General features: G+C 67.7%; 23 protein-coding genes, 1 other RNA gene and 2 pseudogenes. 13 read left to right on the forward strand and 13 right to left on the reverse strand.

Going from position 1 to position 23,478, the window contains the following annotated elements; genetic code table 11:
- Positions 1–114 precede the first annotated feature (114 nt).
- Positions 115–1,515: a cytochrome P450 gene (locus tag M2437_RS20050; RefSeq protein ID WP_253388490.1), complete on the forward strand. Its 1,401-nt coding sequence runs from the start codon at positions 115–117 to the stop codon at positions 1,513–1,515.
- A gap of 50 nt (positions 1,516–1,565) precedes the next feature.
- Here the strand turns inward: M2437_RS20050 and M2437_RS20055 are convergent, their stop codons facing one another.
- A complete protein-coding gene (locus tag M2437_RS20055; protein WP_253388491.1) occupies positions 1,566–2,207 on the reverse strand; it encodes an SspB family protein in 642 nt (213 codons plus the stop codon).
- A gap of 57 nt (positions 2,208–2,264) precedes the next feature.
- Positions 2,265–2,641: a transfer-messenger RNA gene (ssrA, locus tag M2437_RS20060) on the reverse strand.
- Between the two features lie 42 nt (positions 2,642–2,683).
- Between ssrA and M2437_RS20065 the strand changes: the two genes are divergently transcribed.
- The 6 genes and pseudogenes from M2437_RS20065 to M2437_RS20090 all read left to right on the forward strand — a co-directional run bounded on the left by M2437_RS20065 (position 2,684) and on the right by M2437_RS20090 (position 8,910).
- Complete coding sequence (locus M2437_RS20065; RefSeq protein ID WP_253388492.1) at positions 2,684–3,502, forward strand: CPBP family intramembrane glutamic endopeptidase; 819 nt, start codon at positions 2,684–2,686, stop codon at positions 3,500–3,502.
- A gap of 87 nt (positions 3,503–3,589) precedes the next feature.
- The gene (locus M2437_RS20070) at positions 3,590–4,384 is read left to right on the forward strand and encodes a thymidylate synthase (RefSeq protein WP_253388493.1); all 795 of its coding nucleotides are present in this window, start codon (positions 3,590–3,592) and stop codon (positions 4,382–4,384) included.
- A pseudogene (locus tag M2437_RS20075) lies at positions 4,384–4,885 on the forward strand (dihydrofolate reductase). Before M2437_RS20070 ends, M2437_RS20075 begins: the two are co-directional and overlap by 1 nt.
- A 291-nt stretch (positions 4,886–5,176) precedes the next feature.
- The gene (hflK, locus tag M2437_RS20080; RefSeq protein WP_003597766.1) at positions 5,177–6,325 is read left to right on the forward strand and encodes an FtsH protease activity modulator HflK; all 1,149 of its coding nucleotides are present in this window, start codon (positions 5,177–5,179) and stop codon (positions 6,323–6,325) included.
- Positions 6,322–7,263: a protease modulator HflC gene (gene hflC / locus M2437_RS20085; RefSeq protein WP_015823005.1), complete on the forward strand. Its 942-nt coding sequence runs from the start codon at positions 6,322–6,324 to the stop codon at positions 7,261–7,263. Before hflK ends, hflC begins: the two co-directional genes overlap by 4 nt.
- Before the next feature lie 111 nt (positions 7,264–7,374).
- Positions 7,375–8,910 (forward strand): Do family serine endopeptidase, encoded by a 1,536-nt coding sequence (locus tag M2437_RS20090; RefSeq protein ID WP_253388495.1) that lies wholly within the window; start codon positions 7,375–7,377, stop codon positions 8,908–8,910.
- Between the two features lie 108 nt (positions 8,911–9,018).
- Here M2437_RS20090 and serB read toward each other — a convergent pair whose 3' ends face one another.
- Positions 9,019–9,915, reverse strand: a complete 897-nt coding sequence (gene serB, locus M2437_RS20095) for a phosphoserine phosphatase SerB (RefSeq protein ID WP_253388496.1) — start codon at positions 9,913–9,915, stop codon at positions 9,019–9,021.
- An 11-nt stretch (positions 9,916–9,926) separates the two neighbouring features.
- Here serB and miaA point away from each other — a divergent pair, with 11 nt between their 5' ends.
- Complete coding sequence (gene miaA, locus M2437_RS20100) at positions 9,927–10,880, forward strand: tRNA (adenosine(37)-N6)-dimethylallyltransferase MiaA (RefSeq protein WP_253388497.1); 954 nt, start codon at positions 9,927–9,929, stop codon at positions 10,878–10,880.
- Here miaA and M2437_RS20105 read toward each other — a convergent pair.
- Entirely contained in the window at positions 10,858–11,724 is an 867-nt protein-coding gene (locus M2437_RS20105; RefSeq protein WP_253388498.1) for an NAD(P)-dependent oxidoreductase, read from the reverse strand. The genes miaA and M2437_RS20105 overlap by 23 nt on opposite strands.
- A gap of 194 nt (positions 11,725–11,918) precedes the next feature.
- On the opposite strand from M2437_RS20105, the gene M2437_RS20110 reads away from it, so the two are divergent.
- Together M2437_RS20110 and M2437_RS20115 are read left to right on the forward strand one after the other, a co-directional pair.
- Entirely contained in the window at positions 11,919–13,115 is a 1,197-nt protein-coding gene (locus M2437_RS20110; RefSeq protein WP_253388499.1) for a GSCFA domain-containing protein, read from the forward strand.
- Positions 13,016–13,936 (forward strand): WcbI family polysaccharide biosynthesis putative acetyltransferase, encoded by a 921-nt coding sequence (locus M2437_RS20115; protein ID WP_253388500.1) that lies wholly within the window; start codon positions 13,016–13,018, stop codon positions 13,934–13,936. The genes M2437_RS20110 and M2437_RS20115 overlap by 100 nt, the downstream gene beginning before the upstream one ends.
- A 6-nt stretch (positions 13,937–13,942) precedes the next feature.
- On the opposite strand, the gene moaA is transcribed toward M2437_RS20115, so the two are convergent.
- On the reverse strand, positions 13,943–14,977 hold the full coding sequence (gene moaA / locus M2437_RS20120; protein ID WP_253389651.1) for a GTP 3',8-cyclase MoaA: 1,035 nt from the start codon (positions 14,975–14,977) through the stop codon (positions 13,943–13,945).
- Positions 14,978–15,119: 142 nt separating this feature from the next.
- Here moaA and M2437_RS20125 point away from each other — a divergent pair.
- A pseudogene (locus M2437_RS20125) lies at positions 15,120–15,549 on the forward strand (gamma-butyrobetaine hydroxylase family protein).
- Between the two features lie 61 nt (positions 15,550–15,610).
- Here the strand turns inward: M2437_RS20125 and M2437_RS20130 are convergent.
- Both M2437_RS20130 and M2437_RS20135 read right to left on the reverse strand, forming a co-directional pair.
- Positions 15,611–15,799: a hypothetical protein gene (locus M2437_RS20130; protein ID WP_182567317.1), complete on the reverse strand. Its 189-nt coding sequence runs from the start codon at positions 15,797–15,799 to the stop codon at positions 15,611–15,613.
- An 89-nt stretch (positions 15,800–15,888) separates the two neighbouring features.
- Positions 15,889–16,131 carry a DUF2171 domain-containing protein gene (locus M2437_RS20135; protein ID WP_015822995.1) on the reverse strand — a complete coding sequence of 81 codons (243 nt, stop codon included), beginning with the start codon at positions 16,129–16,131 and terminating at the stop codon, positions 15,889–15,891.
- A 155-nt stretch (positions 16,132–16,286) separates the two neighbouring features.
- On the opposite strand from M2437_RS20135, the gene M2437_RS20140 reads away from it, so the two are divergent.
- Positions 16,287–16,424 (forward strand): hypothetical protein, encoded by a 138-nt coding sequence (locus M2437_RS20140; protein ID WP_015951148.1) that lies wholly within the window; start codon positions 16,287–16,289, stop codon positions 16,422–16,424.
- 99 nt (positions 16,425–16,523) lie between these two features.
- Here the strand turns inward: M2437_RS20140 and M2437_RS20145 are convergent, their stop codons facing one another.
- From M2437_RS20145 to nadA, 4 genes are all read right to left on the reverse strand, one after another.
- Positions 16,524–17,192: a L,D-transpeptidase gene (locus M2437_RS20145; protein ID WP_015822994.1), complete on the reverse strand. Its 669-nt coding sequence runs from the start codon at positions 17,190–17,192 to the stop codon at positions 16,524–16,526.
- Positions 17,193–17,507: 315 nt separating this feature from the next.
- Positions 17,508–18,368: a carboxylating nicotinate-nucleotide diphosphorylase gene (gene nadC / locus M2437_RS20150; protein ID WP_253388502.1), complete on the reverse strand. Its 861-nt coding sequence runs from the start codon at positions 18,366–18,368 to the stop codon at positions 17,508–17,510.
- Positions 18,361–19,890, reverse strand: coding sequence for an L-aspartate oxidase (locus tag M2437_RS20155; RefSeq protein WP_253388503.1), 1,530 nt, complete (start codon positions 19,888–19,890; stop codon positions 18,361–18,363). The genes nadC and M2437_RS20155 overlap by 8 nt, the downstream gene beginning before the upstream one ends.
- Positions 19,890–20,933 carry a quinolinate synthase NadA gene (gene nadA, locus M2437_RS20160; protein WP_253388504.1) on the reverse strand — a complete coding sequence of 348 codons (1,044 nt, stop codon included), beginning with the start codon at positions 20,931–20,933 and terminating at the stop codon, positions 19,890–19,892. Before nadA ends, M2437_RS20155 begins: the two co-directional genes overlap by 1 nt.
- Before the next feature lie 408 nt (positions 20,934–21,341).
- Between nadA and M2437_RS20165 the strand changes: the two genes are divergently transcribed.
- Positions 21,342–22,715: a methyl-accepting chemotaxis protein gene (locus tag M2437_RS20165; protein ID WP_182567313.1), complete on the forward strand. Its 1,374-nt coding sequence runs from the start codon at positions 21,342–21,344 to the stop codon at positions 22,713–22,715.
- Between the two features lie 80 nt (positions 22,716–22,795).
- On the opposite strand, the gene M2437_RS20170 is transcribed toward M2437_RS20165, so the two are convergent.
- Entirely contained in the window at positions 22,796–23,107 is a 312-nt protein-coding gene (locus tag M2437_RS20170; RefSeq protein WP_003600093.1) for a hypothetical protein, read from the reverse strand.
- The gene (locus M2437_RS20175; RefSeq protein ID WP_012254020.1) at positions 23,107–23,433 is read right to left on the reverse strand and encodes an EthD family reductase; all 327 of its coding nucleotides are present in this window, start codon (positions 23,431–23,433) and stop codon (positions 23,107–23,109) included. Before M2437_RS20175 ends, M2437_RS20170 begins: the two co-directional genes overlap by 1 nt.
- Positions 23,434–23,478 lie beyond the last annotated feature (45 nt).

A 23,478-nucleotide genomic window follows, 5' to 3' on the forward strand; every position in this document is an offset into this window, starting at 1 on the left:
CGTTGGCTCTGATGCGGCCCTACTTAACGAAGCACGATGACAAGCGCGATGCCAGCCCGGAACGGGGGATGACGCATCGCGCACTCCGTTACCGCCGAGGTTGTTCGCCTGCCGATGCTGGATACGCTGCCCCTCGCGCCTCCGACGACCACACCGCTTTTCCGGCCGAAGGTGCCGCCGCCGCTCACGCAGCCGCTCGGTCTCTTCGCCTTCCTGAAAAAGGTGCGCGAGAACCCGATCGCGACGTGGATGGACGCGCATTTCGAGGAATTCGTCGTCGCGGGCGAGACGGCGATGGGGCGCATCACCGTCGTGAGCGACCCGGCCCTGGTGCGCTACCTGCTGGTGGAGCGCGCCGCCCACTACCGCAAGGACGATCTGCAGAAGCGCGTGCTGGCGCCGGGCCTCGGCGACGGCCTGCTCACGGCGGAGGGCGACGAGTGGCGGCTTCAGCGCCGCACGCTGGCACCGATTTTTTCCGCTCGCCATGTGGCGGGCTTCGTCGCGCAGATGGATGCCGCCGGCGCGCGGCTCGGCCGGCGGCTGGCCCGGCGCGACGGTGCCACAGTCGATGTCGCCCTGGAGATGACCCGCGCCACCCTCGACGTGCTGGAGCGGACGATCTTCACGCAAGGCCTGCCCGGCGATCCCGATGCGCTCGGACGCGCCATCACCCGCCTGCTCGAATCGATCGGACCGATCGACCCCCTCGACGTGTTCGGCTTCCCCGCCTTCGTGCCGCGGCTCGGCCGGCTGCGGGCCCGGCCGGCTTTGCGGTTCTTCGCCGAGGTGGTCGACACGCTCCTCGACGAGCGCAAGGCAGCGCTCGCCCGCGGCGAGGCGCCACACGATCTGATGACACTGCTACTGGCCGCCCAGGACCCGGAGACCGGTCGCGGCCTCTCCGACCTTGAGGTGAAGGCCAACATCGTCACCTTCATCGCCGCCGGCCACGAGACCACGGCCAACGCGCTGACCTGGGCGCTTTACTGCCTGTCGCAGGACGAGGCGGCGCGGGCGCGTGTGGAAGCGGAGGTCGATGCCGCCGCAGGCGAGGGCGGCGCGCTGCAACTCGACCGGCTGCCCTTCACCAAGGCGGTGATGGAGGAGACGATGCGGCTGTTCCCGCCGGTGCCGTTCCTCAGCCGCCAAGCGCTCCGCGAGGATCGGATCGGGCGGGTGAAGATCCCGCGCAACTCGACCGTCATCATCGCACCCTGGGTGATGCACCGGCACCGCAAGCTGTGGGATGAGCCGGACGCCTTCATCCCCGAGCGCTTCCTCGGGGAGCGGCGCGACCGCGTCGAACGCTTCGCCTACCTGCCGTTCGGGGCGGGTCCGCGGGTTTGCATCGGCCAAAGCTTTTCGGTGCAGGAAGCGACGCTGGTGCTCGCCCACGTGGCGCGCGCGGTGCGGCTTACCTTGACGGCGGATCATCCTCCGGTCACGCCGCTCCACCGCGTGACGCTGCGGCCGAAGGACGGCCTGCGGATGCTGGCGCAGCGGCGCGCCTAATGCACGCGACCGCTCCCCCCGGAGGAGGAGCGGTCGCGGGAGAAAAAGAATCAGTTCTTCTTACGGAAAGCGTCGAGGCTCACGACTTCGGCAGTGCCGTCGCGATCCGTCTTCTCGGCGGCTTCAGGCTTGGCCTCGCTGCCGTCCTCGGGCTTGTTGTCCGTCTTCGCCTTACCCGAGGCGGGAAGGGCCGGAACGATCTTCGGGCCGTTCTGCACCGTGGCGAGACCCGTGCTTTTCGGCTTGATCTCGGCAGGCTCGGAGCCGGCTCCGCGCGGGCCGGTCTTGGCCGGCGCACTCGGCTGCGTCTCCTCCGCCTGCTCACCCTCGGCACCCTCGTTCAGATCGAACTTGAGGCCGAACTGCACCGACGGATCGAAGAAGCCGGACAGCGCGTCAAACGGGATCAGCAGCCGCTCCGGCACGCCCGAGAAGGACAGCCCGACCTCGAAGCTGTGCTCAGTCACCCCAAGATCCCAGAACTGGTGCTGCAGGACAATCGTCATGTCCTGCGGGTATTTCTCGCGCAGGCGCTGCGACATGCGCACACCCGGCGCCTCGGTGCGGAACGAGATGTAGAAGTGATGCTCGCCCGACAGCCCTTCACGCGCGGCGTCGGTCAGCACCTTGCGCACGACACCGCGCAGGGCGTCCTGAACCAGGAGATCGTAACGGATCAGATCTTCGGCCATCGGCGCTCGCTTCACCGGTCACGGCCGGGATTGGGCTGCGCCGGGTCGTGGAAATTGAGTGGAGGTTTCTGTTGCCAGGTACCTCCGAACCCCGCCTATGCGGTGCTACCCGCTAGGACTTTAGGTCGGTTTTTGGCACCGCTTACGCGGCGACAGCCACCGGAGCAAAGTTGTCGTTGGCAACTATTGCAAAGGCCCGATAACGGCGGAACCATGCCGAGCGAAAGTTCACCCTTTACGCCCTCGTCGATCCTATTTCGCCCCCGCCGGAACCCAACACGTGAGGCCGTGCGGCCATCGGTCCTGGGTTCGGGTGGAGGCGCCGGGTACCGCCCCCGGGTCCGATAGGTTTATTTCGAAGAACGTTTATCGCCATAGCCGGCCTTGCGACCGGCAAAGCGAATATAGAGAGGCCGACGGCGGTTTTGAAGAGCGATCTGCGCTCAGACCCGCTCCGCGTTGCGAGCGTGGCCGATATGCCGCCCGCCGCCGCCGACGCACGCCCGTCGAAACCCCCGCTCGCAGCGGGTTTGTCATGGTTCGGCCGGGTGCTGCTGCTCATCGCGGTCCCGCTCGCGATCCTGCTTCTGGCGAGCGGCCTCGCCATCCTCATCGTGCGTGTCGGTGGCGATCTGCGGCTCGGCATCGATCCGTTCACGAACGCCTCCGCGCGCCCGCGGCTGCCCCTGTCGGAGGTAACGGGGCGCGGCGTCATGATGGACGCCCTGCGGCAAGTGCTGATGGCAGGGCTCGTGATCGGGCTCGCCGCCTGGGCCGGCGGCGGCGCCTGGCGCCAGCGGCTCGGACTGGCCCGCCCCCTCGAACCCCGCTTGCCCATGCGGAGGCTCTGGCTGCTGCTCCCGCTCTGGCCGATGATCCACATCGCATGGGTGACGACGACGGCGGCAGCACTCCACATGAATTTCGGCAGCGGGGTTCGCCTGTCGCCCTTCCTGAACCCGACGATGCTCGGCCTGTGGTTCGCCTTCGTCGTGGTGCTGGCCCCGGTTGCGGAGGAATTGCTGCTGCGGGGTGAGACCTTCGCCCGGGCCAGCGCCTTCCTCGGGCCGGCGGGAACGATCGTGGCGACGGCGCTCCTGTTCTGCCTCGCCCACGTCTCCCTCGATCCGGGCGCCAAGAGCGCACTCGCACGGCCGCTGACCCTGTTGCCGCTCGCACTCACCCTCGGCTGGCTGCGCTGGCGCACCGGCCGGCTCTGGCCCTGCATCCTGCTGCACGGCTGGAGCAATTTCTGTTTGCTGGCCTACCAGCTCGGTCCGAGCCTGCTTCGGTAGCCCGCGTAACCAAGACCGGGGGAAAGCCGGGACGGCAGCAAGGCCCGACTCGACATCCGCCGGGGCAATTGCCAGACCTGAGGGGCCATGCGCGCCTATCACGATCTGCTCACCCGCATCCTGTCCGAGGGCGTCCGCAAGGAGGACCGAACCGGTACGGGCACGCTCTCGGTGTTCGGCCACCAGATGCGGTTCGATCTGGCGGACGGCTTTCCCCTGGTGACGACGAAGCAGCTCCACCTGCGCTCGATCATCCACGAGCTGCTGTGGTTCCTGAAGGGCGACACCAACGTCGCCTATCTCAAGGAGAACGGCGTTACGATTTGGGACGAGTGGGCCGACGCGAACGGCGATCTCGGCCCCGTCTACGGGAAGCAGTGGCGCTCCTGGGCAAAGCCCGACGGCGGCACCGTCGATCAGATCGCCTGGATCCTCGACGAGATCGCCCGCAACCCGGAATCGCGCCGCCTCATCGTCTCGGCCTGGAACCCGGCCGACCTCGATCGGATGGCGCTCGCCCCCTGCCACTGCTTGTTCCAGTTCTACGTGGCGAACGGGCGCCTGTCCTGCCAGCTCTACCAGCGCTCGGCCGATGCCTTCCTCGGCGTACCGTTCAACATCGCCAGCTACGCTCTGCTCACCGCGATGATGGCGCAGGTGACTGGGCTCAAGGCCGGCGACTTCGTCCACACCTTCGGCGACGCGCATCTCTACGCCAACCATCTGGAGCAGACCCACCTCCAGCTTTCGCGCGAGCCGCGGCCCCTGCCCCGGCTGCGATTGAACCCGGAGGTGCGCTCGCTGTTCGACTTCCGCTTCGAGGACATCGTGATCGAAGGCTATGAACCGCATCCCGCGATCAAGGCACCGGTGGCGGTCTGATGGATCGACCCCGCATCTCTCTGGTCGCAGCCATCGCCCGCAACGGCGTGATCGGCCGCGACAACAGCCTCGCGTGGCGGCTCTCCAGCGACCTGAAGCGCTTCAAGGCGCTCACCATGGGCAAGCCGATCCTGATGGGGCGCAAGACCTGGGATTCGATCGGCCGCCCCCTGCCCGGACGGCGCAGTCTGGTCATCACCCGCGACCGCAGCCTCACCCTCCCCGACGTGACCGTCGTGCATGATTGGGAACGAAGCGCTTGCGGCCGCCGGGGACGACGAACTGATGGTGGTCGGTGGCGCCGAGATCTACCGGCTCGCCCTACCCCATGCCGACCGGCTGCATCTCACCGAAGTCGATGCGGCGCCCGAGGGCGATGCGTACTTTCCGCCCTTCGACCGGGCTCTCTTCCGTGAGACGTTGCGCGAGGCGCACGGCCCCGGCGAGCGCGACGAGTTCGCGTTTCAATTCGTGGACTTGGAGCGGTTGGGCAGCCGTTGACCGGGCATCCGGCGCTTTGGCCGCAGGGGCCGAAAGAGTTTCGTGGCACGAACGGCCGTTGCGGTTGACGCGGTGTGGACCCACCTGCCAGCCTTGACAGGACTGCGCGGCGCCACTCAGGTGCGCAGCGTCCGTGCGGCACTGCAAACGCGTTCTGGCGCTTGGGAAAATTGGGAAAACCGGCTTTTCCCGCCCCCTGGCGGGGCGACGGATCGCGTTTAGGGCCAGGGTTTTAGGGCAAGGGTCGTCCGCATTCGCGGGGACCGGCTTCAGCAGGAGTTCACGTCGAGAATGCCTTGGAGCAATCAGAGCGGCGGCGGAGGTGGCCCCTGGGGCCGTCCCGGCGGCGGCGGCGGCGGTAACGGCGGCGGTCCCTGGGGTGGCGGGGGCGGCGGCAAGACGCCCCCCGATCTCGAGGATCTGCTCCGGCGCGGCCAGGATCGTCTCCGCGGCGTCATGCCCGGCGGAGGCTTCGGCGGCGGCAAGGGACTCCTCCTGGCAGCGGGCCTCGTGCTCGGCGCGTGGCTGCTGACCGGATTCTACATCGTGAAGCCGAACGAGGTCGGCATCAACACGATCTTCGGGCGCTATACCGGCCAGTCCGGTGAAGGCCTGCGCTACAACTTCCCCTACCCGATCGGCTCGGTGCAGAAGCCCAACGTCGGCATCGTGAACTCGATTCCGATCGGCTACATGGCTGCCGGCAACACGACGCGTCAGCGCGACGTGCCGGAAGAGAGCCTGATGCTCACCGGCGACGAGAACATCGTCGATATCGATTTCGAGGTGCAGTGGCGCGTCAACCCGCTCAAGGCGGAGGACTACGTCTTCAACCTCGCCAACCCGGACGGGACGATCAAGGCCATCGCCGAGAGCGCGATGCGTGAGGTGATCGGCCGCCGCAACATCCAGGCGATCCTGACCAACGAGCAATCCAGCATCTCTCAGGAGGTCAAGGAGATCGTTCAGAGCGCTCTGGACGAGTATGGCGCGGGCGTGCGGATCGAGGTCGTGCAGCTCACCAGCGTCACCCCTCCCCCGGAGGTGCGGCCCGCCTTCATCGACGTGAACGCGGCGCAGCAATACGCCCAGCAGGTGCGTAACGAGGCCGAGACCTATGCGAGCCGCGTGACGCCGGAAGCCCGAGGCAATGCCAGCAAGGTCATGCAGGCAGCCGAGGCCTACAAGTCCCAGGCCACCTCCGAGGCGACCGGTCAGGCGTCCCGCTTCCGTCAGGTCTACGACTCCTACAAGGTCGCGCCCGAGGTCATCCGCGAGCGGATCTTCCTCGAGACGATGGAGCGCGTGCTCGGCTCCGTGAACAAGGTGATCATCGATCAGAACGGTGGCGTGGCCGGTGCCAACGCCGCGGGCGTGCTGCCGGTGCTGCCTCTGATGGAGAATGGGCGGACGCAGACGAACGGAGCGACGGGCCGATGAACAATCCAGCCATTCGGACCGGCCTGGTCATCCTCGCGGCGGTCGCCGCGATCGGCCTCTACGCCTCCGTCTTCACCGTAGGGCAGATGCAGCAGGCGCTCGTGCTTCAGCTCGGCCGCGTGCGCGACGTGCTGAACCCCGTGGGCCAGAACAAGCCCGGCCTCTACTTCAAGGTGCCGTTCACCGACAGCGTCGTGCTGTTCGACAAGCGAGTGCTGGACCTCGACCTTCCGGTTCAGACCCTGCTCACCGCCGACCGGCAGAACCTCGAAGTGGATGCCTTCGCCCGCTACCGGATCATCGATCCGCTGAAGTTCTACCAGGCGGCGGGGACGATCGCCCTGGCCAACCAGCGTCTGGCGAGCTTCACCAACTCGGCCCTCCGCAACGTTCTGGCTCGTACCAGCCGCGACGCCATCGTGCGGACCGAGCGTGCCGACCTGATGAACACAATCCAGGAGGACGTGAACAAGCAGGCCAAGAGTCTCGGCATCGAGATCGTCGATCTGCGCATGACCCGTGTCGACCTTCCCGCCAAGAACAGCCAAGCGGTCTACGACCGCATGACGTCGGAGCGGAAGAAGGAAGCGACCGACATTCGCGCCAACGGCGATCAGGCGGCGACGCTGATCCGCGCCAAGGCGGACCGCGACGTCGTCGTGATCCTGGCCGAGGCCAATCAGAAGCAGGAAGAGCTGCGCGGTGAGGGCGATGCGGAGAGAAACCGCATCCTCGCCGAGGCGTTCAGCCAGGATGCCAACTTCTTCGCCTTCTATCGCTCGATGCAGGCTTACGAGCAGGCGCTGAAGGGGCAGGACACCCGGCTCGTGGTGAGTCCGAACTCGGACTTCTTCCGCTTCTTCAACGATCCGCAGGGACGCCGTCCGCAGGGTGCCCGCAACGACGCCGAGCCGACGGCTTCGGGCACCGCACGCTGAGCGATCTGCGACCGATACGACCATCGCGGCCGGCACCCTTGATCGGGGTGCCGGCCGCTGAATCTATAAGTCGGCCTGAAACAGGCACTCTTTGAGCTTGAGGAATCGTCCATGAGACTCGCCGCGAACGCCGTCCGGGGTCGAACGCCGTCGTTTGCCCGGCGCGCCTCATCGGCCCTGGCCGCTGCGGTGCTGGGCGTCACCGTCACGGTCACCGCCCTGCCGCTCCCCGCCTTCGCCCGTGGCCCGGAATCGCTCGCCGACCTTGCTGACAAGGTGACGGATGCGGTGGTGAACATTTCGGCCTCGACGACGGTCGAAGCCAGCAACCGCGGCGGCCGGACCATGCCGCAACTGCCTCAGGGCACCCCGTTCGAGGATCTCTTCGAGGAGTTCTTCAAGCGGCGCGGCCAGGGCGTGCCGAAGGGTGACGACGAAAGCCCGCGCGGACCGACGCGCAAGTCGAACTCGCTCGGCTCCGGCTTCATCATCGACGCCTCGGGCATCGTGGTGACGAACAACCACGTCATCGGCGACGCCAACGACATTCAGGTCATCCTGAGCGACGGCACCAAGCTCAAGGCGGAGATCATCGGCAAGGATTCGAAGATCGACCTTGCCCTGCTTCGGGTGAAGCCGACCGCCGAGCGCCCGCTCAAGGCCGTGCCCTTCGGCGATTCCGACAAGATGCGCCCGGGCGACTGGGTGATGGCGATCGGCAACCCGTTCGGCCTCGGCGGCTCGGTCTCCGCCGGCATCGTCTCGGCGCGGGGCCGCAACATCGAGTCCGGTCCCTACGACAACTACATCCAGACCGACGCGGCCATCAATAAGGGCAATTCCGGCGGTCCGCTGTTCAACATGGATGGCGAGGTGATCGGCATCAACACCGCGATCCTTTCGCCCTCCGGAGGCTCGGTCGGCATCGGCTTCGCGGTGCCGTCGGCAACTGCCGGTCAGGTCGTCGATCAGCTCCGCCAGTTCGGCGAGGTCCGCCGCGGCTGGATCGGCGTGCGCATCCAGAACGTCGATGAGGCCACCGCCGAGGCGCTCAGTCTGAAGGGCGGCGCCAAGGGTGCGCTGGTGGCTGGCGTCGATGAGAAGGGCCCGGCCAAGACCGCGGGGCTCGAGGTCGGCGACGTCATCGTCAAGTTCAACGGTGTGCCGGTGAAATCCTCCAGCGAGCTGCCGCGCATCGTCGCCGCGACCCCGGTGGGCAAGTCCGTGGACGTTCAGGTCGTGCGCAAGGGCGAGGAGCAGACGAAATCCGTCGTGCTCGGTCGCCTCGAGGACGGCGAGAAAGCTCAGGTCGCCAACCTCAAGCAGCCGGAGGCGGAATCGGTCAATCGCCAGGTCCTCGGCCTCAACCTCTCCGGCCTCAACGACGAGGTGCGGCGGCGCTACGGCATCAAGGAGAGCGTCAAGACCGGCGTGGTCGTCACCAAGGTCGATCCCAACTCGACCGCGGCCGACAAGCGCATCCAGCCGGGCGAGGTCATCGTCGAGGTCGGCCAGGAGGCGATCTCGAACCCGGCCGACGTGACGAAGCGCGTCGAGGCTCTCAAGAAGGAGGGCCGCAAGTCGGTCCTGCTGCTGGTGGCCAGCACCAGCGGCGACGTGCGCTTCGTGGCGATCGGGTTGGAGTAAACGGCGACCCAATCGACAGTGTTGCCATCCCCTCTTCCCGAACCGGGGCAGAAGGGATGGCACGCAGTCGGTTTGCGTCCCAAAGCTTCGGGCCGTGGCCGGAAAAGACTAAGCGACGAACTCCGCCGCCGAGAAACCCTGCAGGTAGAGCAGCGCGGTCAGGTCGCCGTGTTCGATTCTCACCTGCGCCGCCTGCGCCAGCTTCGGTTTGGCGCGGAAGGCGACACCGAGCCCGGCCTCACCGAGCATCGGCAGGTCATTCGCCCCATCACCCACGGCGATCGTCTCCGCAGGGCTCAGGCCCAGCCGCTCGCGCAGTTCGATGAGGCTCGCACGCTTGGCCTCCGCGCCGACGATCGGCTCGATCACCCTTCCCGTCAGGTGGCCGTCCGCCACATCGAGGCGGTTGGCGCGGGTTTCATCGAACCCGAGACAGGTGCCGATGGGGCCGGTGAACAGGGTGAATCCGCCCGAGACGAGGCAGGTGAAGGCGCCGTGCGCCCGCATCGTCGCAACGAGGGTGCCGCCGCCCGGCGTGAGGCGGATGGCGTCGCGGATCAGACCATCGATTACGCCGACGGATAGGCCTTTCAACAGTCCCACCCGCTCGCGCAGGGCCGGCTCGAAGGCGACCTCGCCGCGCATGGCCCGCTCGGTGATCGCCGCCACCTGATCCTTGATGCCGACGACATCGGCGAGTTCGTCGATGCATTCCTGCTCGATCATGGTCGAATCCATGTCGGCGAGGAACAGCCGCTTGCGGCGGTGCTGATCGTGGGGGAGCACGGCCACGTCAATCGGCTCGGAGCCGAACGCCGCGCGCAGGGCCTCCGTGAGGGCCGGCGCTTCGTCGGGCGCGCCCGGCACCAGAAGCTCGGCCGCGACCTCACCGTGGAGCGTTCGCGGTTGATGCTCCGTCCGCGCCACGCGGCGCGCCTCGGCGAGCACCGCATCGGTGATGGCGGGCCGTGCCGGGTTTGCTATCAGCGTCGCGACGAGGGTCATGGAGATATGCCGTGCAAAGTCCGGACGGGCAGGAAACAGGGCGCCCGGCCGCCATCCTCATTGCAGGGCCCACCGCCTCGGGCAAGTCGGCGCTGGGGTCACGAATCGCGCGCGCCTTCGGCGGCACGGTGATCAACACCGATTCGATGCAGGTCTACGCCGACCTTTGCGTGCTCTCGGCGCGACCCACCGCCGAGGAGGAAGGACTGGCCCCCCATCGCCTTTACGGCAGCATCGACGGGGCGGTGAATTTCTCCGTCGGGCACTTCCAACGGCAGGCGGCCGCGCTCCTTTCGGAAATAGATGCGGGCAGTCTGCCGGTCTTCGTTGGCGGCACCGGCCTCTATTTCCGTAGCCTCGACGAGGGCATCTCGGATCTGCCGGAGGTGCCCGACGCCATCCGGCAGCAGATCCGAGCGGAGGCGGACGGACAGCCGACCGAAACGCTTCACGCCGCGCTCGCTTTGCGTGATCCCGAGAGCGCCCAGCGGCTGCGGCCCTCGGACCGGATGCGCGTGATGCGGGCGCTTGAAATCCACGCGGCGACCGGCCGCTCCATCGGCTCGTTTCACGAGGCGCGTGTGCCGGGCCCGCTCGCCGGGAAGCCGCTGCTGAAGCTCTTCCTCGCCACCGAGCGCGAGGCCCTGCGCCAGCGCATCGACGCGCGATTCGTGACGATGATGGAGCAAGGCGCGCTCGACGAGGTCGTTGCGCTCCGGGAGCGGCATCTCGATCCGCTGCTACCGGTGATGCGCGCCCACGGCGTGCCGGGGCTGATCGCCTATCTCGATGGGACGATCTCCCGCCAGGAAGCGATCCAGCGCGGCCAGGGCGATACCCGCCGCTACGCCAAGCGCCAGTTCACATGGTTCCGCCACCAGATGGGGGAGGATTGGCATTGGACCACGCCGGAGGCAGCGTGGTCCCAGGTCGAGGCCCGGCTCAGCGCTCCAGCCGGGCGATGAGGGACGAGGTGTCCCAGCGCTTACCGCCCATGGCCTCAACCTCGGCGTAGAACTGGTCGACCAGCGCCGTCACCGGCAGGCGGGCGCCGTTGCGGCGCGACTCGGCGAGCAGGATGCCGAGATCCTTGCGCATCCACTCGACGGCGAAGCCGAAGTCGAATTTGTCCGCGTTCATGGTCCGGCCGCGATTCTCCATCTGCCAGGAGCCGGCCGCGCCCTTGGAGATCACGTCGAGCACGGCATCAATGTCGAGGCCGGCGCGCTTGCCGAAGTGGATCGCCTCCGAGAGCCCCTGCACCGCCCCGGCAATGGCGATCTGGTTGACCATCTTGGTGAGCTGGCCCGAACCGGAAGGCCCGAGCAGGCGGCAGGACTTGGCGTAGGCCATGATGACCGGCTCGGCCTCGGCGTAGGTCGCCTCCTCGCCGCCGCACATGACGGTGAGCACGCCGTTCTCCGCGCCGGCCTGACCGCCGGAGACCGGGGCGTCGATGAAGCGAAGCCCGGCCGCGTCCGCCGCCGCGGACAATTCGCGGGCGACCTCGGCCGAGGCAGTGGTGTGATCGACGAAGATCGCGCCCTTCTCCATGCCGGCAAAAGCACCGTCCGCGCCGAGCACCACCGAGCGCAAATCGTCGTCATTGCCGACGCAGGCGAAGACGATGGCGCATCCGGCTGCCGCCTCGCGGGGTGTTGCCGCGGCGTGGCCTCCATTGGCGGCGACCCATGCCTCGGCCTTGGCACCGGTGCGGTTGAAGACGGTGACGTCGTGGCCCTTCTTCGCAAGGTGCCCCGCCATCGGCGAGCCCATCACGCCGAGGCCCAGGAACGCGACTTTCGCCATGGGATTGGTGTCTCCGGTATCCGATCGTCCAAAGGCGTGCTCTAGCCCCGCGCGCACGACATTCAAAATGCAAAGCGCAGCAGTGGCAGAGCGCTTTTCGACGAAGTGGACGCCGGCCTAAGGCAATCCGAACGGATTCGGCTCGAGTGATGGCGTTGCCGCTGCGGAGCCGGTCGGCTAGGGTCCGCCCGCCGATGCAAGACCGCGCCCGAAACCCCTATTCCGGTCTTGCCGACCACGCCTTCTGGGATCGCTCCGTCGGCTCGCTGCCGCTATTCGCCCTCGACCCGATGGCCGGCCCGCCGGTACCGGATGGGTTCCGGCTGACGCGGCAGACCCGAATCGCCACGGCGGGTAGCTGCTTTGCCCAGCACATCGCCGACAGGCTTCAGGCGAGCGGCTACCATTATCTCGTCACGGAAGACGCGCCCGAAGGCGTCACGCCGGACGAGGCTCGCGCCCGCGGCTACCGCCTGTTCTCGGCGCGCTACGGCAACGTCTACACCGCGCGCCAGCTGCTGCAGCTCATCGAGCGGGCCTATGGCCGCTTCACCCCCGCCGATGCAGCCTGGGAACGAGCAGACGGGCGCTTCGCCGATCCGTTCCGGCCGCGCATCGAGCCCGCGGGCTTCGTCAGCCCCGAAGCGATAGAGGCGGAGCGGCAAGAGCACTTCGCCCAGGTGCGCCGGCTCTTCGAAAGCCTCGACGTCTTCGTCTTCACCCTCGGCCTCACCGAGGGCTGGCAAGCGACGGCCGACGGGGCGGCCTTTCCGCTCTGTCCGGGCGTGGCCGCCGGCACCTTCGATTCGGAGGCCTACGCCTTCAGGAACCAGCCGGTCGAGGAGGTGATTGCGGATCTCGCCGCCTTTGCCGATGCCCTGAAGGCGGTCAATCCGCGGGCGCGCTTGATCCTGACGGTCTCGCCGGTGCCGCTTGTCGCGACCTATGAAGGGCGCCACGTGCTGCTATCGACCGTGCACAGCAAGGCGGTGCTCCGGGTCGCCGCCCAGCGTCTCGCCGACACGCGCGACGATACGCTGTACTTCCCCTCCTACGAGATCATCACCTCGCCCGAGGGCGCCTTCCGCTATCTCGAGAGCGATCTCAGGTCCGTCAGCAAGGACGGTGTCGATCATGTCATGCGGGTCTTCTTCCGCCATCTCACTGAGGGCGGGGACCAAGACGCCCTGCCCGCCTCCAGCCGCAGCCTGCACGAGGCGCGCCATGAGTTCGCCCGGCAGGCCGCTGTGGTCTGCGACGAGGAATTGCTGGCAGCCGGAGGCACGCGGCCGTGGCTAGGCGAATCGTCGTCGTCGGCAACAACTGCCAAGTCGCCGTCCTTGCGGGATGCCTGGGGTTCTTTGCGCCGGATGCTGAGATCGCGTCGGTAGAGCCGGCAACCTTCGCGCAGTTCGATTCAAGCCCCGCGCGGTTGCTCGACGCAGTGCGGGACGCCGACCTGACCGTATGCTTCCCGTTCGAGGCCGGCCCGTTCGGCGAGGTGACGCCCGCGCGGATCTTCGAGATCGCCCGGCTCGTCGTGCCCGTGCCGACGATCGTCTTCCCGGCGTTCCACCCGGATATCGTCTACATCGCCCATAAGGGCGGCCTGTTCGGCTCGCCGATGGGCGATTACCACTCGGCGCTGATCGTCTACGGCTTCTCCCGCGGCTTCTCGGCCGATGAGATCGTCTCGCTGTTCCGGGCCGAGGTCTTTTCGCGCGTCGGCTATCTCGACGGTTGGTTTCCCAATCGCGACGCCTTGCTGGCGATGAGCCACGCCCACGGCTGCAACCTCGACCGCCTGTTCGCCGGGTGGATGCGCCGCGGCTGCTTCATGCACACGATCAATCATCCAAAGCTGTTCGTCCTGGCGGATCTAGCCCGCGACGCGCTTCACCGTGCTGAGATTCCGGCGCGAACGGCGGCTTGCGAGGATTATCTGCCCGATCCGCTCAGCGGCAGCATCTGGCCGGTCTATCCGGAGATCGCGGCACGGCTCGGCGTCGCCGGCAGCACGACCTTCAAGCCGCCGCTCGGCGGCCTGAACTTCCTCGTGGATGCCGCCCGCTGCATCGAGTTGCGGGCGATGGTCGAGGGATCGCTGGCGATCTACGCGCACACGCCGAAGATCGCCACGCATTGCGAACGCGTCCAGAACTGGCTCGCGAACCGGGAGATTCGAGACACGCTGGTCCCGGTCGCGGGCTGAAGAGCGTCAGCCCCCGGTCACGCTCATGTGCCGCGGCACGGCCGCCGGGCGGGCGCGCTCGATGACGAAGTCGTGGCCCTTGGGCTTGCGGGAGATCGCCTCCACGACGGCCTGCGTCACGAGCACGTCGTCGGGTGAGGCGCGCAGGGCCGCGCGGAGATCGGCCGCGTCCTCCTGGCCGAGGCACATGTAGAGCTTGCCAGTGCAGGTGAGACGGACCCGGTTGCAGCTCTCACAAAAATTATGCGTCAGCGGCGTGATGAAACCGAGCCGCCCGCCGGTCTCCTCGATCCGCACGTAACGCGCCGGGCCGCCGGTGCGGTCGGGCAGCGGGGTCAGCGTGAAGCGCTGCTCCAGGCGCTGGCGGGCGACCGACAGCGGCAAGAATTGGTCGGTGCGGTCGCCTTCGATCTCGCCGAGCGGCATGACCTCGATCAGCGTCATGTCCATGCCGAGCCCGTGAGCCCAGGTGATCATGTCGGCGATCTCGTCCTCGTTGACGCCCTTGAGCGCCACAGCGTTGATCTTGACCTTGATTCCGGCGGCCCGCGCCGCCTCGATCCCCGCCAGCACCACCGACAGGTCGCCGCGCCGGGTGATCGCACGGAATTTGTCCGGGTCCAGCGTGTCGAGCGACACGTTGATCCGGCGCACGCCGAGTTCGGCCAGTTCGGGCGCGAAGCGGGCAAGCTGGGAGCCGTTGGTCGTCAGCGTCAGCTCGTCGAGGGTGCCGCTCTTCAGGTGGCGGGAGAGCCGGCGGAACAGATGCATGATGTCACGGCGCACCAGCGGCTCGCCGCCGGTGATCCGCAGCTTGCGCACACCGCGATCGATGAACACGCCGCAGAGCCGATCGAGTTCTTCCAGCGTCAACAGATCGCGCTTGGGCAGGAACTGCATGTCTTCCGACATGCAATAGGCACATCGGAAGTCGCAGCGATCCGTCACCGAGATGCGGAGATAGGTGATCGCCCGCTGGAACGGGTCGATCAGCGGCGCCGGCCGGACCGGCGCGAGGATATCGTCGGCGGGGCCCCACATACGCGCCTCTGAACTCGACTCGGTGCCGGCATGGGTGGTTTTGTCGGCTGACAGATCCAACATCGCCATCCATATGAGGGCGGTGGCATTATCCGGCAAGCGCGGGAGCGCACGCCGGCATGAGAGCGTGGAACCGACCGTCATGAGTGAGCGCTGGCCCCACCGAGATCCGCCTGTCCGGAGACAAGCGCATTCTGACCGTCGCGTTCGATGGCGGCGGCCGCTTCGAGCTGCCCGCCGAATACTTGCGCGTGTCGAGTCCCTCAGCGGAGGTTCAAGGCCATTCTCCGGCCGAACGCAAGGTGCTGGGCGGCAAGCGCGATGTCGCAATCCTCTCCGTCGAGCCCATCGGCAACTACGCCGTGAAGCTGTTCTTCGACGATATGCACGATACGGGTATTTACGGGTGGGACTACCTGTTCGATCTCGGCCGCGAGTACCGAAATCGCTGGTCGACCTATCTGCGCGAGCTGGAGGAGCGTGGCCTCACCAGGGACCGCGTGACTAGCGCACCCGCGAAAACGAGCCATGGCAGCGGGGGCTGCGGAAGCGCCGGTTGCGGCTGCCACTGAGAACGCGATCAGATCGTGGAACGTGACGCGGGCCACGCCTGAAGGTGGCCCGCGAAACGCATCAGCTCGGCTGCTCCTCGACCTGGTCGAGATCCTCGTCGGGGATCGCATCCGGCCGATGCGGCGGGGGATCTCCGGCCGGCGGCTGCGGAGCGGGAGGCGGATCACCGATCGGCTTCGGCTCGGATTCTGATTTCGGCCGATCATTCTGTGCAGTCAAAGTTCTCTCCATGAACGCGGCGTCGGCCATCGGCGTATGATGAGGCCGAACTCGGTGCCGAGACGAGGCGGTCGATCGATTCGGACGCTCGAACCGCGACCGGGGCGCATGACGTTCGCTTACGCGGCGCCCGACGTGCTCCACTCTTTCTTCACCTCGTCCGCACTCCGATTGAGCCGGACCTGATCGCCCTCGACGGCGATCACGAAATCGAGGGGGATGTAGTGATGGAGCCCGCCCGCGTCGGCGTCGCTCTTCGTCAGCTTGATCTCACCTTTTCCGACGTGATCCACCGTGCCGACATGTCCGCCATCGGAACCGACGACGGTGGCGTGCTCGCGTATCTGGCTGGCATCGACCATGGTTGGGGCCTCCCTGTTGAGGGGAGCCAACCGGCATTACGGGGGGAGGTTCCGCGCCGGCGACCCACGCGGCTTCGGAGCCGCCTGCGACGGTCCGGCATTGAACCATCCCCCGCCCCACCCGTTGGCGTGCGATATTTCAACGGAGGTCGCTTGTGTCAGCGAATGAGTTCCAACACCGCGTCGGTCAGGACGTGAATTCCGTCGATCAGCTCAGCAGCGTCGTTATCCTCGGCTTGGCCGTGGCAGGCGGCATCGCGGCGGTCGTGCTGGATCTGCTGCTGATCGGCTGACGCCTCGCTCCCTCGGACCAAGACCGACTTGGACCACGCCCAAACGAAAAGGGCCGGCATCGCTGCCGGCCCTTTTTCATTTACATTTCGGATGAACGATCAGCGCTGGACGACGACCCGGGCGCCGACCTTCACGCGGCTGTAGAGATCCGTCACGTCCTCGTTGGTCATGCGAATACAGCCGGAGGACACCGCCGTGCCGATCGTCTCAGGCTCGTTGGAGCCGTGGATGCGGTAGATCGTGTTGCCGAGATACATGGCGCGCGCGCCGAGCGGATTCTCGATGCCGCCCTTCATGTAGCGCGGTAGGTCGGGACGGCGGCGCAGCATCTCCGACGGCGGGCGCCAATCCGGCCATTCGCGCTTCATCGTGACGGTCTGCGTGCCACCCCAGGTGAAGCCGGGACGGCCGACGCCGACGCCGTAGCGCAGGGCCTCGCCGCCGGGCTGAATGAGGTAGAGCCGGCGCTCGGTGGTCGAGACGACGATAGTGCCGGGGGCGTAGGGTCCGGAATAGGGAACCGTATCGCGCGGAATCGCGGTCATCTGCGGCACGGTCGACGCGAGCGGGTCGGCGGGCGCGCCTGGGATATCCGCCGGCAGAGCCGCGTTGGCGGTCGGCAACGTGTTCTGCGGGCGCACGCGCACCGTCAGAACCTCGGTCAGCGGCTGACGCGTGAGCGGGTCAATCTCATAGGCTGCGGCAGGGCTTGCCAGCGCGAACGTCGCGCAGGCAAGCCCGCCCAGGGCAACGACGAAACGGCGCATCAGGGCCTCTCGGGGCAGGCGAAGAACAGGGGACGCGGTGGAAGAACCGCCGCACGATGCCGTGCGGACCCTCGCCAAGGCGTAAACGCTCCCGGTTTAAAGCCAAGCTTGATTTGCAGTGCAGCACCGCTTCGGCCAGCCTCGTGACCGTGTGGCCACACTGTGGCAGCTCGGCCGTGCGGGCAAGGATTATCGTTGGTAGCCGGAACCTTGCGCGAGCGCTCCTTCGAACTGTCGAAGCGGCATCGGTGACGCGCAACGGTCAGACGTTCTGGCGGCACCGCATGCGGAGGGATGGTCCCGGCGTGCTCGGGGCTACGCCGCGTCGAGCCCCAAATCGATGATCGCCGAGCTGTGGGTGATCCAGCCGACCGAGATCAGATCGACGCCCGAGGCGGCCACGGCGCCGACGGTCTCCCGATTGATCCGGCCCGAGGCCTCGGTCACCGCGCGTCCGTCGACCATCGCCACCGCCTGCCGCAACGTATCGGGGCTCATGTTGTCGAGAAGCACCGCGTCGGCGCCGACAGAGAGCGCCTCTTCGAGCTGGGCCAATGTGTCGACCTCGACCTCGATCTTGACGAGGTGACCGGTCCGCGCGCGTGCCCGCTCGATGGCGGGAATGATGCCACCCGCGACGGCGACGTGGTTGTCCTTGATCAGCACGGCGTCGTCGAGGCCGAAGCGGTGGTTCGAGCCGCCGCCGGCGCGCACCGCGTGCTTCTCCAGCGCTCGCAAACCCGGCGTGGTCTTACGGGTGCAGACGATCCGCGCCTTGCCGTGCGGCCGCGCCGCCTCGACCAGCGAGGCTGTCGCCGTGGCGACCCCGCTCAACCGACAGAGCAGGTTGAGGGCGACGCGCTCGGCGGTCAGCACGGCGCGCGCCGGGCCGGAGAGACGGATCACGGTATCGCCCGGCGCGACGCGGGATCCGTCGGGCCGCTCGACCGAAACCGCCAGGTTCGGATCGATCAACTCGAACGCGATGGCGGCCGCGTCGGTGCCGGCGATCACCCCGTCCTGACGGGAGGCGATGACCGCCTCCATGCGCTCGCCCGCGGGCACGATGGCATCCGTGGTGATGTCGCCCGCCCGACCGAGATCTTCGAGAAGGGCGGCCCGCACCACGGGCTCCACGAGAAGGCGCGGCAGCGGCAGCAGGACGTCGTCAGGCATCGGTGAGTTCCTGAAGCGCGCACGAGGCGTCGGCTGCGGCGGGCGTGAACACGGAGTGCCGGGCCGGGAGCTGGCCGGGATGATCGCTGCGCCAGTGGGCACCGCGGCTTTCGCACCGATCGAGGGCGGAGCGAGCGATCATCAGGCCCGTGGCGGCCGCGTCGCTGCCGCGCTCGGACAGATCGGCGAGACAGGCGATGGCCTGCGACAGGCCGGCGTCGTCGCGCACCACGCCGACGCAGCGTTCCATGATGCCGCGAACCTCGGCGAGCGCCGCAGCATCCTGCGGTGGGATCGCCGGCAGCGGCGCCGGGCGATCCGTGCTGACCGGAGCCCAGGCGGCATCGATCGATTCGGCGATGCGCGGCGCGAAGGCCAGCGCTTCGAGAAGCGAGTTGCTGGCAAGCCGATTGGCGCCGTGCAAACCGGTCGAGGACACCTCGCCGCATGCCCAGAGGCCTGGCACCGTGCTGCGGCCGGCGGCGTCCACGAGGATGCCGCCCATGTGGTAGTGCGCGGCCGGCCGAACCGGGATCGGTTGGACCGCCGGATCGATGCCGGCCTCGGCGCAGAGGGCGAAAACCGTCGGGAAGCGCTGCGGCATGCGGGCGCCGAGCGGGCCGCGGGTATCGAGATAGACCGTGCGGCCACGGCCGAGCGCCTGGAAGATGCCTCGGGCCACCACGTCGCGGGGGGCGAGGTCGCCACCTTCGATCCCAGCCATCACGGGCGCGCCGTTCTCGTCGATTAGCACCGCCCCTTCACCGCGGAGAGCCTCGGTCGCGAGCGGCATCGGATCGCGGCCGGCGGCGATGGCCGTCGGGTGGAACTGAACGAATTCGAGGTCGCGCAAAGCGGCTCCCGCATGCGCGGCGACGAGCAGCCCCCGCCCGAGGGCGCCCCGCGGGTTCGTGGTCGAGGCATAGAGCGCACCGGTGCCGCCGGTCGCCAGCACCACGGCGCGGGCGGGCAAGCGGAAAGCCGCGCCGTCGCGCTCACACACGACACCGCAAACGCGGCCGTCGGCATCCTGCATCAGGCTGTGCAGGCCGGCGACGAGAATTTCGATCGAGGGTGTCGCCTGGACGGTGCGGACCAGCGCATCGAGCACGCTACGGCCGGTGGAGTCGCCCCGCGCCCGCACGATCCGGCGGCGGCTATGGGCAGCCTCCAGCCCGAGCGCCAGGGCGCCGTCCGCCTCCCGGTCGAAGCCGGTGCCGAGGGCAACGAGCCAATCGATCAGGCCCGGTCCCGCCTCGGCGACGCGTAGGGCGACCGCCGGCTCGGTCAGGCCGGCACCCGCGGCGAGCGTGTCGTCCGCGTGGAGCGAGGGCGCATCGTCCGCGCCCATCGCGGCGGCGATGCCGCCCTGTGCCCAACCCGTGGCGGTGCCGGCCCCGAGGGGTGAGGCCGTGATGAGGGTGACGGGGCGGGGCGCGAGCCGCAGGGCCGTGGCGAGCCCGGCCACCCCGGCGCCGACCACGACCACCCGGTCGGCAGGACTCCGGGCGAAGACGCTCATCAGGCGGCCTGCCGCGGTGAGACGGTCTGGGTCGGCTTCACCGCAAGCATCCGCTCGACGGCGAGGCGCGCCCGCTCGGCCAGCCCTTCCTCGACGGTAATCTCGTGCGTCATCGTCTCCAGCGCCTCACGGATGTTGCGCAAAGTGATCCGCTTCATGTGCGGGCAGAGGTTGCAGGGCTTGATGAACTCGATGTCGGGGTTGGCCACCGCAATGTTGTCGGCCATCGAGCACTCGGTCACGAGCACGACCTGGGACGGTCGCTTCTCGGTGACGTAGTTCATCATCATCGCCGTCGAGCCGGAGAAGTCCGAGGCCTCGACCACGTCTGGCGGGCATTCCGGATGGGCGATCACGGTGATGCCGGGATAACTTTCGCGCACATCGGCGATGTCGGCCGGGGTGAAGCGCTCATGCACCTCGCAATGTCCGGCCCAGGTCAGCAGCTCGACCTCCGGCACCTGCTTCTGGACGTTTTGGGCCAGGAACTCGTCCGGGATCATCAGAACCCGCGGCACCCCGAGGGCGCGCACCACGTCGGCGGCGTTGCCGGAGGTGCAGCACACGTCCGACTCCGCCTTCACCGCGGCGGAGGTGTTGACGTAGGTCACGACCGGCACGCCCGGATACTTGGCGCGCAGGGCCCGCACGTCGGCCGCGGTGATCGAATCGGCGAGCGAGCAGCCGGCAGCCATATCCGGCATCAGCACGGTCTTGCCGGGGTTCAGGAGCTTGGCGGTCTCGGCCATGAAGTGGACACCGGCCAGCACGATGACGTCCGCATCGACCCGCGCCGCCTCACGCGCCAGCGCGAGACTGTCGCCGACGATGTCCGCCACGGTGTGGAAGATCTCAGGCGCTTGGTAATTGTGCGCCAGAACCACCGCGTTGCGCTCGCGTTTCAAGCGCAGGATGGCTTCGACGTCGGGAGCCAGCGCCGGCCACTCGATCGCGGGCACATGACGGCTGACGCGCTCGTAGATGAGGGGCAGCGGGAAGGCCCGTTCGGCCGGCTCGCGAAGGGCGGATCCTGCCTCGGACATCGCGGTCTCCTTTATGCTCAAAATGAGCATTGTGCCGCCTAAGTTAGGCGCCACCCCTGCCATTGTCCAGATATGCTGAGACTGAGCATAACGATTTTGCGATGCAAAATTTTGCTGCATCTGCACACGAGCGCGCCGGCATCAGATGCAAGAAATCGCAACCCCCGTGGAGCCTAAACGGACGCAATTCATCATTTGATGCTTCTTATCAACACCTTATAGGCGCGCGCTTGATCACTTAAATCCAACGTTAACTAGCTATCGGTAATCATCAGCACCGTCATCGTAGAGAGTGCTGCGCCCAACCTCGCTCAACCGGTAGATGTGCGGCTGCCGACGAGCGAAACCGATCTGGGCAAGTCTTTCCATAATAAGTGGCAAGAAAAGTAATCGGGGGCCTTTGACGCCATGCTGTCTCTCAAGCTCGGCCGTACTGCCGCATCGTCCGCATCTGTTTCATCCGAGATCCCGACCGCCGGCCCTTCCGACGACGCGCGTCTGATCGCGGCGATTCAGCGCCTCGCCAATCGTGCCGGCTTCGACGAGACCGCCGTGCCGGGTAACGCCGTGGGTGCCGCTTTGAGCGACCTCGAGCGGGTACGGCGCAACGACCTGCGTGCCGAACGGGCCAACGTCGCCGCCGTCGCCAGGGAGGCCTCGGAAGGGGCGATCAATATCGGCTGGACGACCTACGACGTGGGCGAAGTCGCGCAATCAACGCAGACCATCGCGAGCGCGATCGAAGAGATGGGTGCCTCGATTGCCGAGGTCGCCGAAACCTCGGAGGCCGCCGGCTCCAGCGCCGCCGAGGCGCGCCAAGCGATGACGGCCTGCATGTCCGATGTCGGCAACGCCCGTTCGGCCATGGACGCGATCCGCGACCGCACCCACCAGATCGACGAGCGCCTTCAGCTTCTCCAGAACGCCATCGCTGAGATCGGCACCATGGCGGGCACCATCGCCACGATCTCGAGCCAGACCAATCTGCTCGCACTCAACGCCACGATCGAGGCGGCGCGCGCCGGTGAGGCAGGGCGCGGTTTCTCGGTGGTGGCCGCCGAAGTGAAGTCGCTCTCGGGCCAGACCGCGCGCTCGACCGAGCAGATCCGTACGTGGCTCAACACCCTCCAGGGCGAGATGAGCCAGATCGCCCGTGCCGTCGAGGAGAGCCGCGGCGCGGTCTCGACCGGCAGCAGCGTGGTCGACAGCCTCGGCACCCGCGTCGAGAGCGCGGCCGAGCGGATCGCCCGCACGAGCGAGATGAATGCGGCCCTCGCGGCGGCCATCACGCAGCAGAGCAGCGCGACGGCGGAAATTTCGAGCAGCGTGCAAAGCATCGCCGCCAAGGCAGCCAAGACCCGCACCGAGATCGAGGCCATCACAAAGCGCCTCGTGAAGGCCGAGACGCTGGCGCAGACTGCTCTGGCGGATTCGAGCGGGCTCGATCTCTACGAACTGGTGCGTCTGCCGGCCGATCTCGGCCTGTGGAAGCGCGGGCTCGCGACGATCCTGCTCGGTGCGGCCCCTGCCGATCCGGCCGCAGCGATCCTGCGAGGCAGGGCCGCCCGGCAGGCGGTGGAAGGTCTGACCTCCGATCCGGCCCGCCGGAATGCGGCGGAGGCCTTCCTGAAGGCCGAGGCGACCGCCCACGCCGAGGCCGAGCGGATGGTGAAGGCCCTGGCCCAGAACAACTGGGACGTCGGCACCCCGGCCTATCAGGCTGCGAACGCGGCGATGAAGGACATGATGACGGCCGCCGCCCGGATCATCGAGGCGGCCTGAACGCTGCGCGGCGTTGTCGCCCGGGTACTCTTACAAGCGGGCCGCCCCTGCCCTTCAGGCGGGCGCGGCCCCGGCCGCGATCAGGCGGCTTCCTCGTCGTCATCAAGCGTCGGATCGCCGGTCCAGGCCGTCGCAAAGGCGGCCAAGTGGCGCGCATCGGAGAAGGCGAGCACCGTGACCGTACGCTCCGTCGGCATGCCGCCGGGATAGGGCGCGAGAAGCACCGTCTCCTGCGAGAGGCGCGCGTCGGGCGCGTTCGCATCGATCCACGCCTTCGCCTCGGGCGTCAGCGTGGCCGGATCGGCCAGCGCCCGCGAATCGGCACGCAGCACGATGATCGTCGTGCCGAGCCCCGGATTGGAAGCCTGGATCTGCTTGATGATGTCGATCATCACCCTCTCACTTCAGATGCCGCAAATTCGCTGAGCTGCACCGTCGGCTGCGTGTCGGTGAAGTTCGGGATGTCCCCGAAGATCTCCGGCCCATCCGCAGCGGCCGCGGACTTGAACGCGTCGGCGGATTCGAAGCGCAGCAGCGCCACGACCTGATAGGGCGGCGCGCCGCCATCCGGCGTGCCGGTGCCCGTCACGACCGTGTAGTCATGCAGACCCTTCGCGGTCCAGCGTTCGCTGACCAGCGGCATGTGCTTCTTTAAGTAGTAGTCCATGTCGAAGCGGGTGCCGGCGCCGCTTGGATACATCACGCTGACGAGGATCATGGGGTCTCCTTCCACCGGCTTCTTCATCGAGCCGGCGGATCGGGA

The sequence above is a fragment of the Methylorubrum pseudosasae genome (assembly GCF_029504475.1).
GTDB classification, from domain to species: domain Bacteria; phylum Pseudomonadota; class Alphaproteobacteria; order Rhizobiales; family Beijerinckiaceae; genus Methylobacterium; species Methylobacterium extorquens.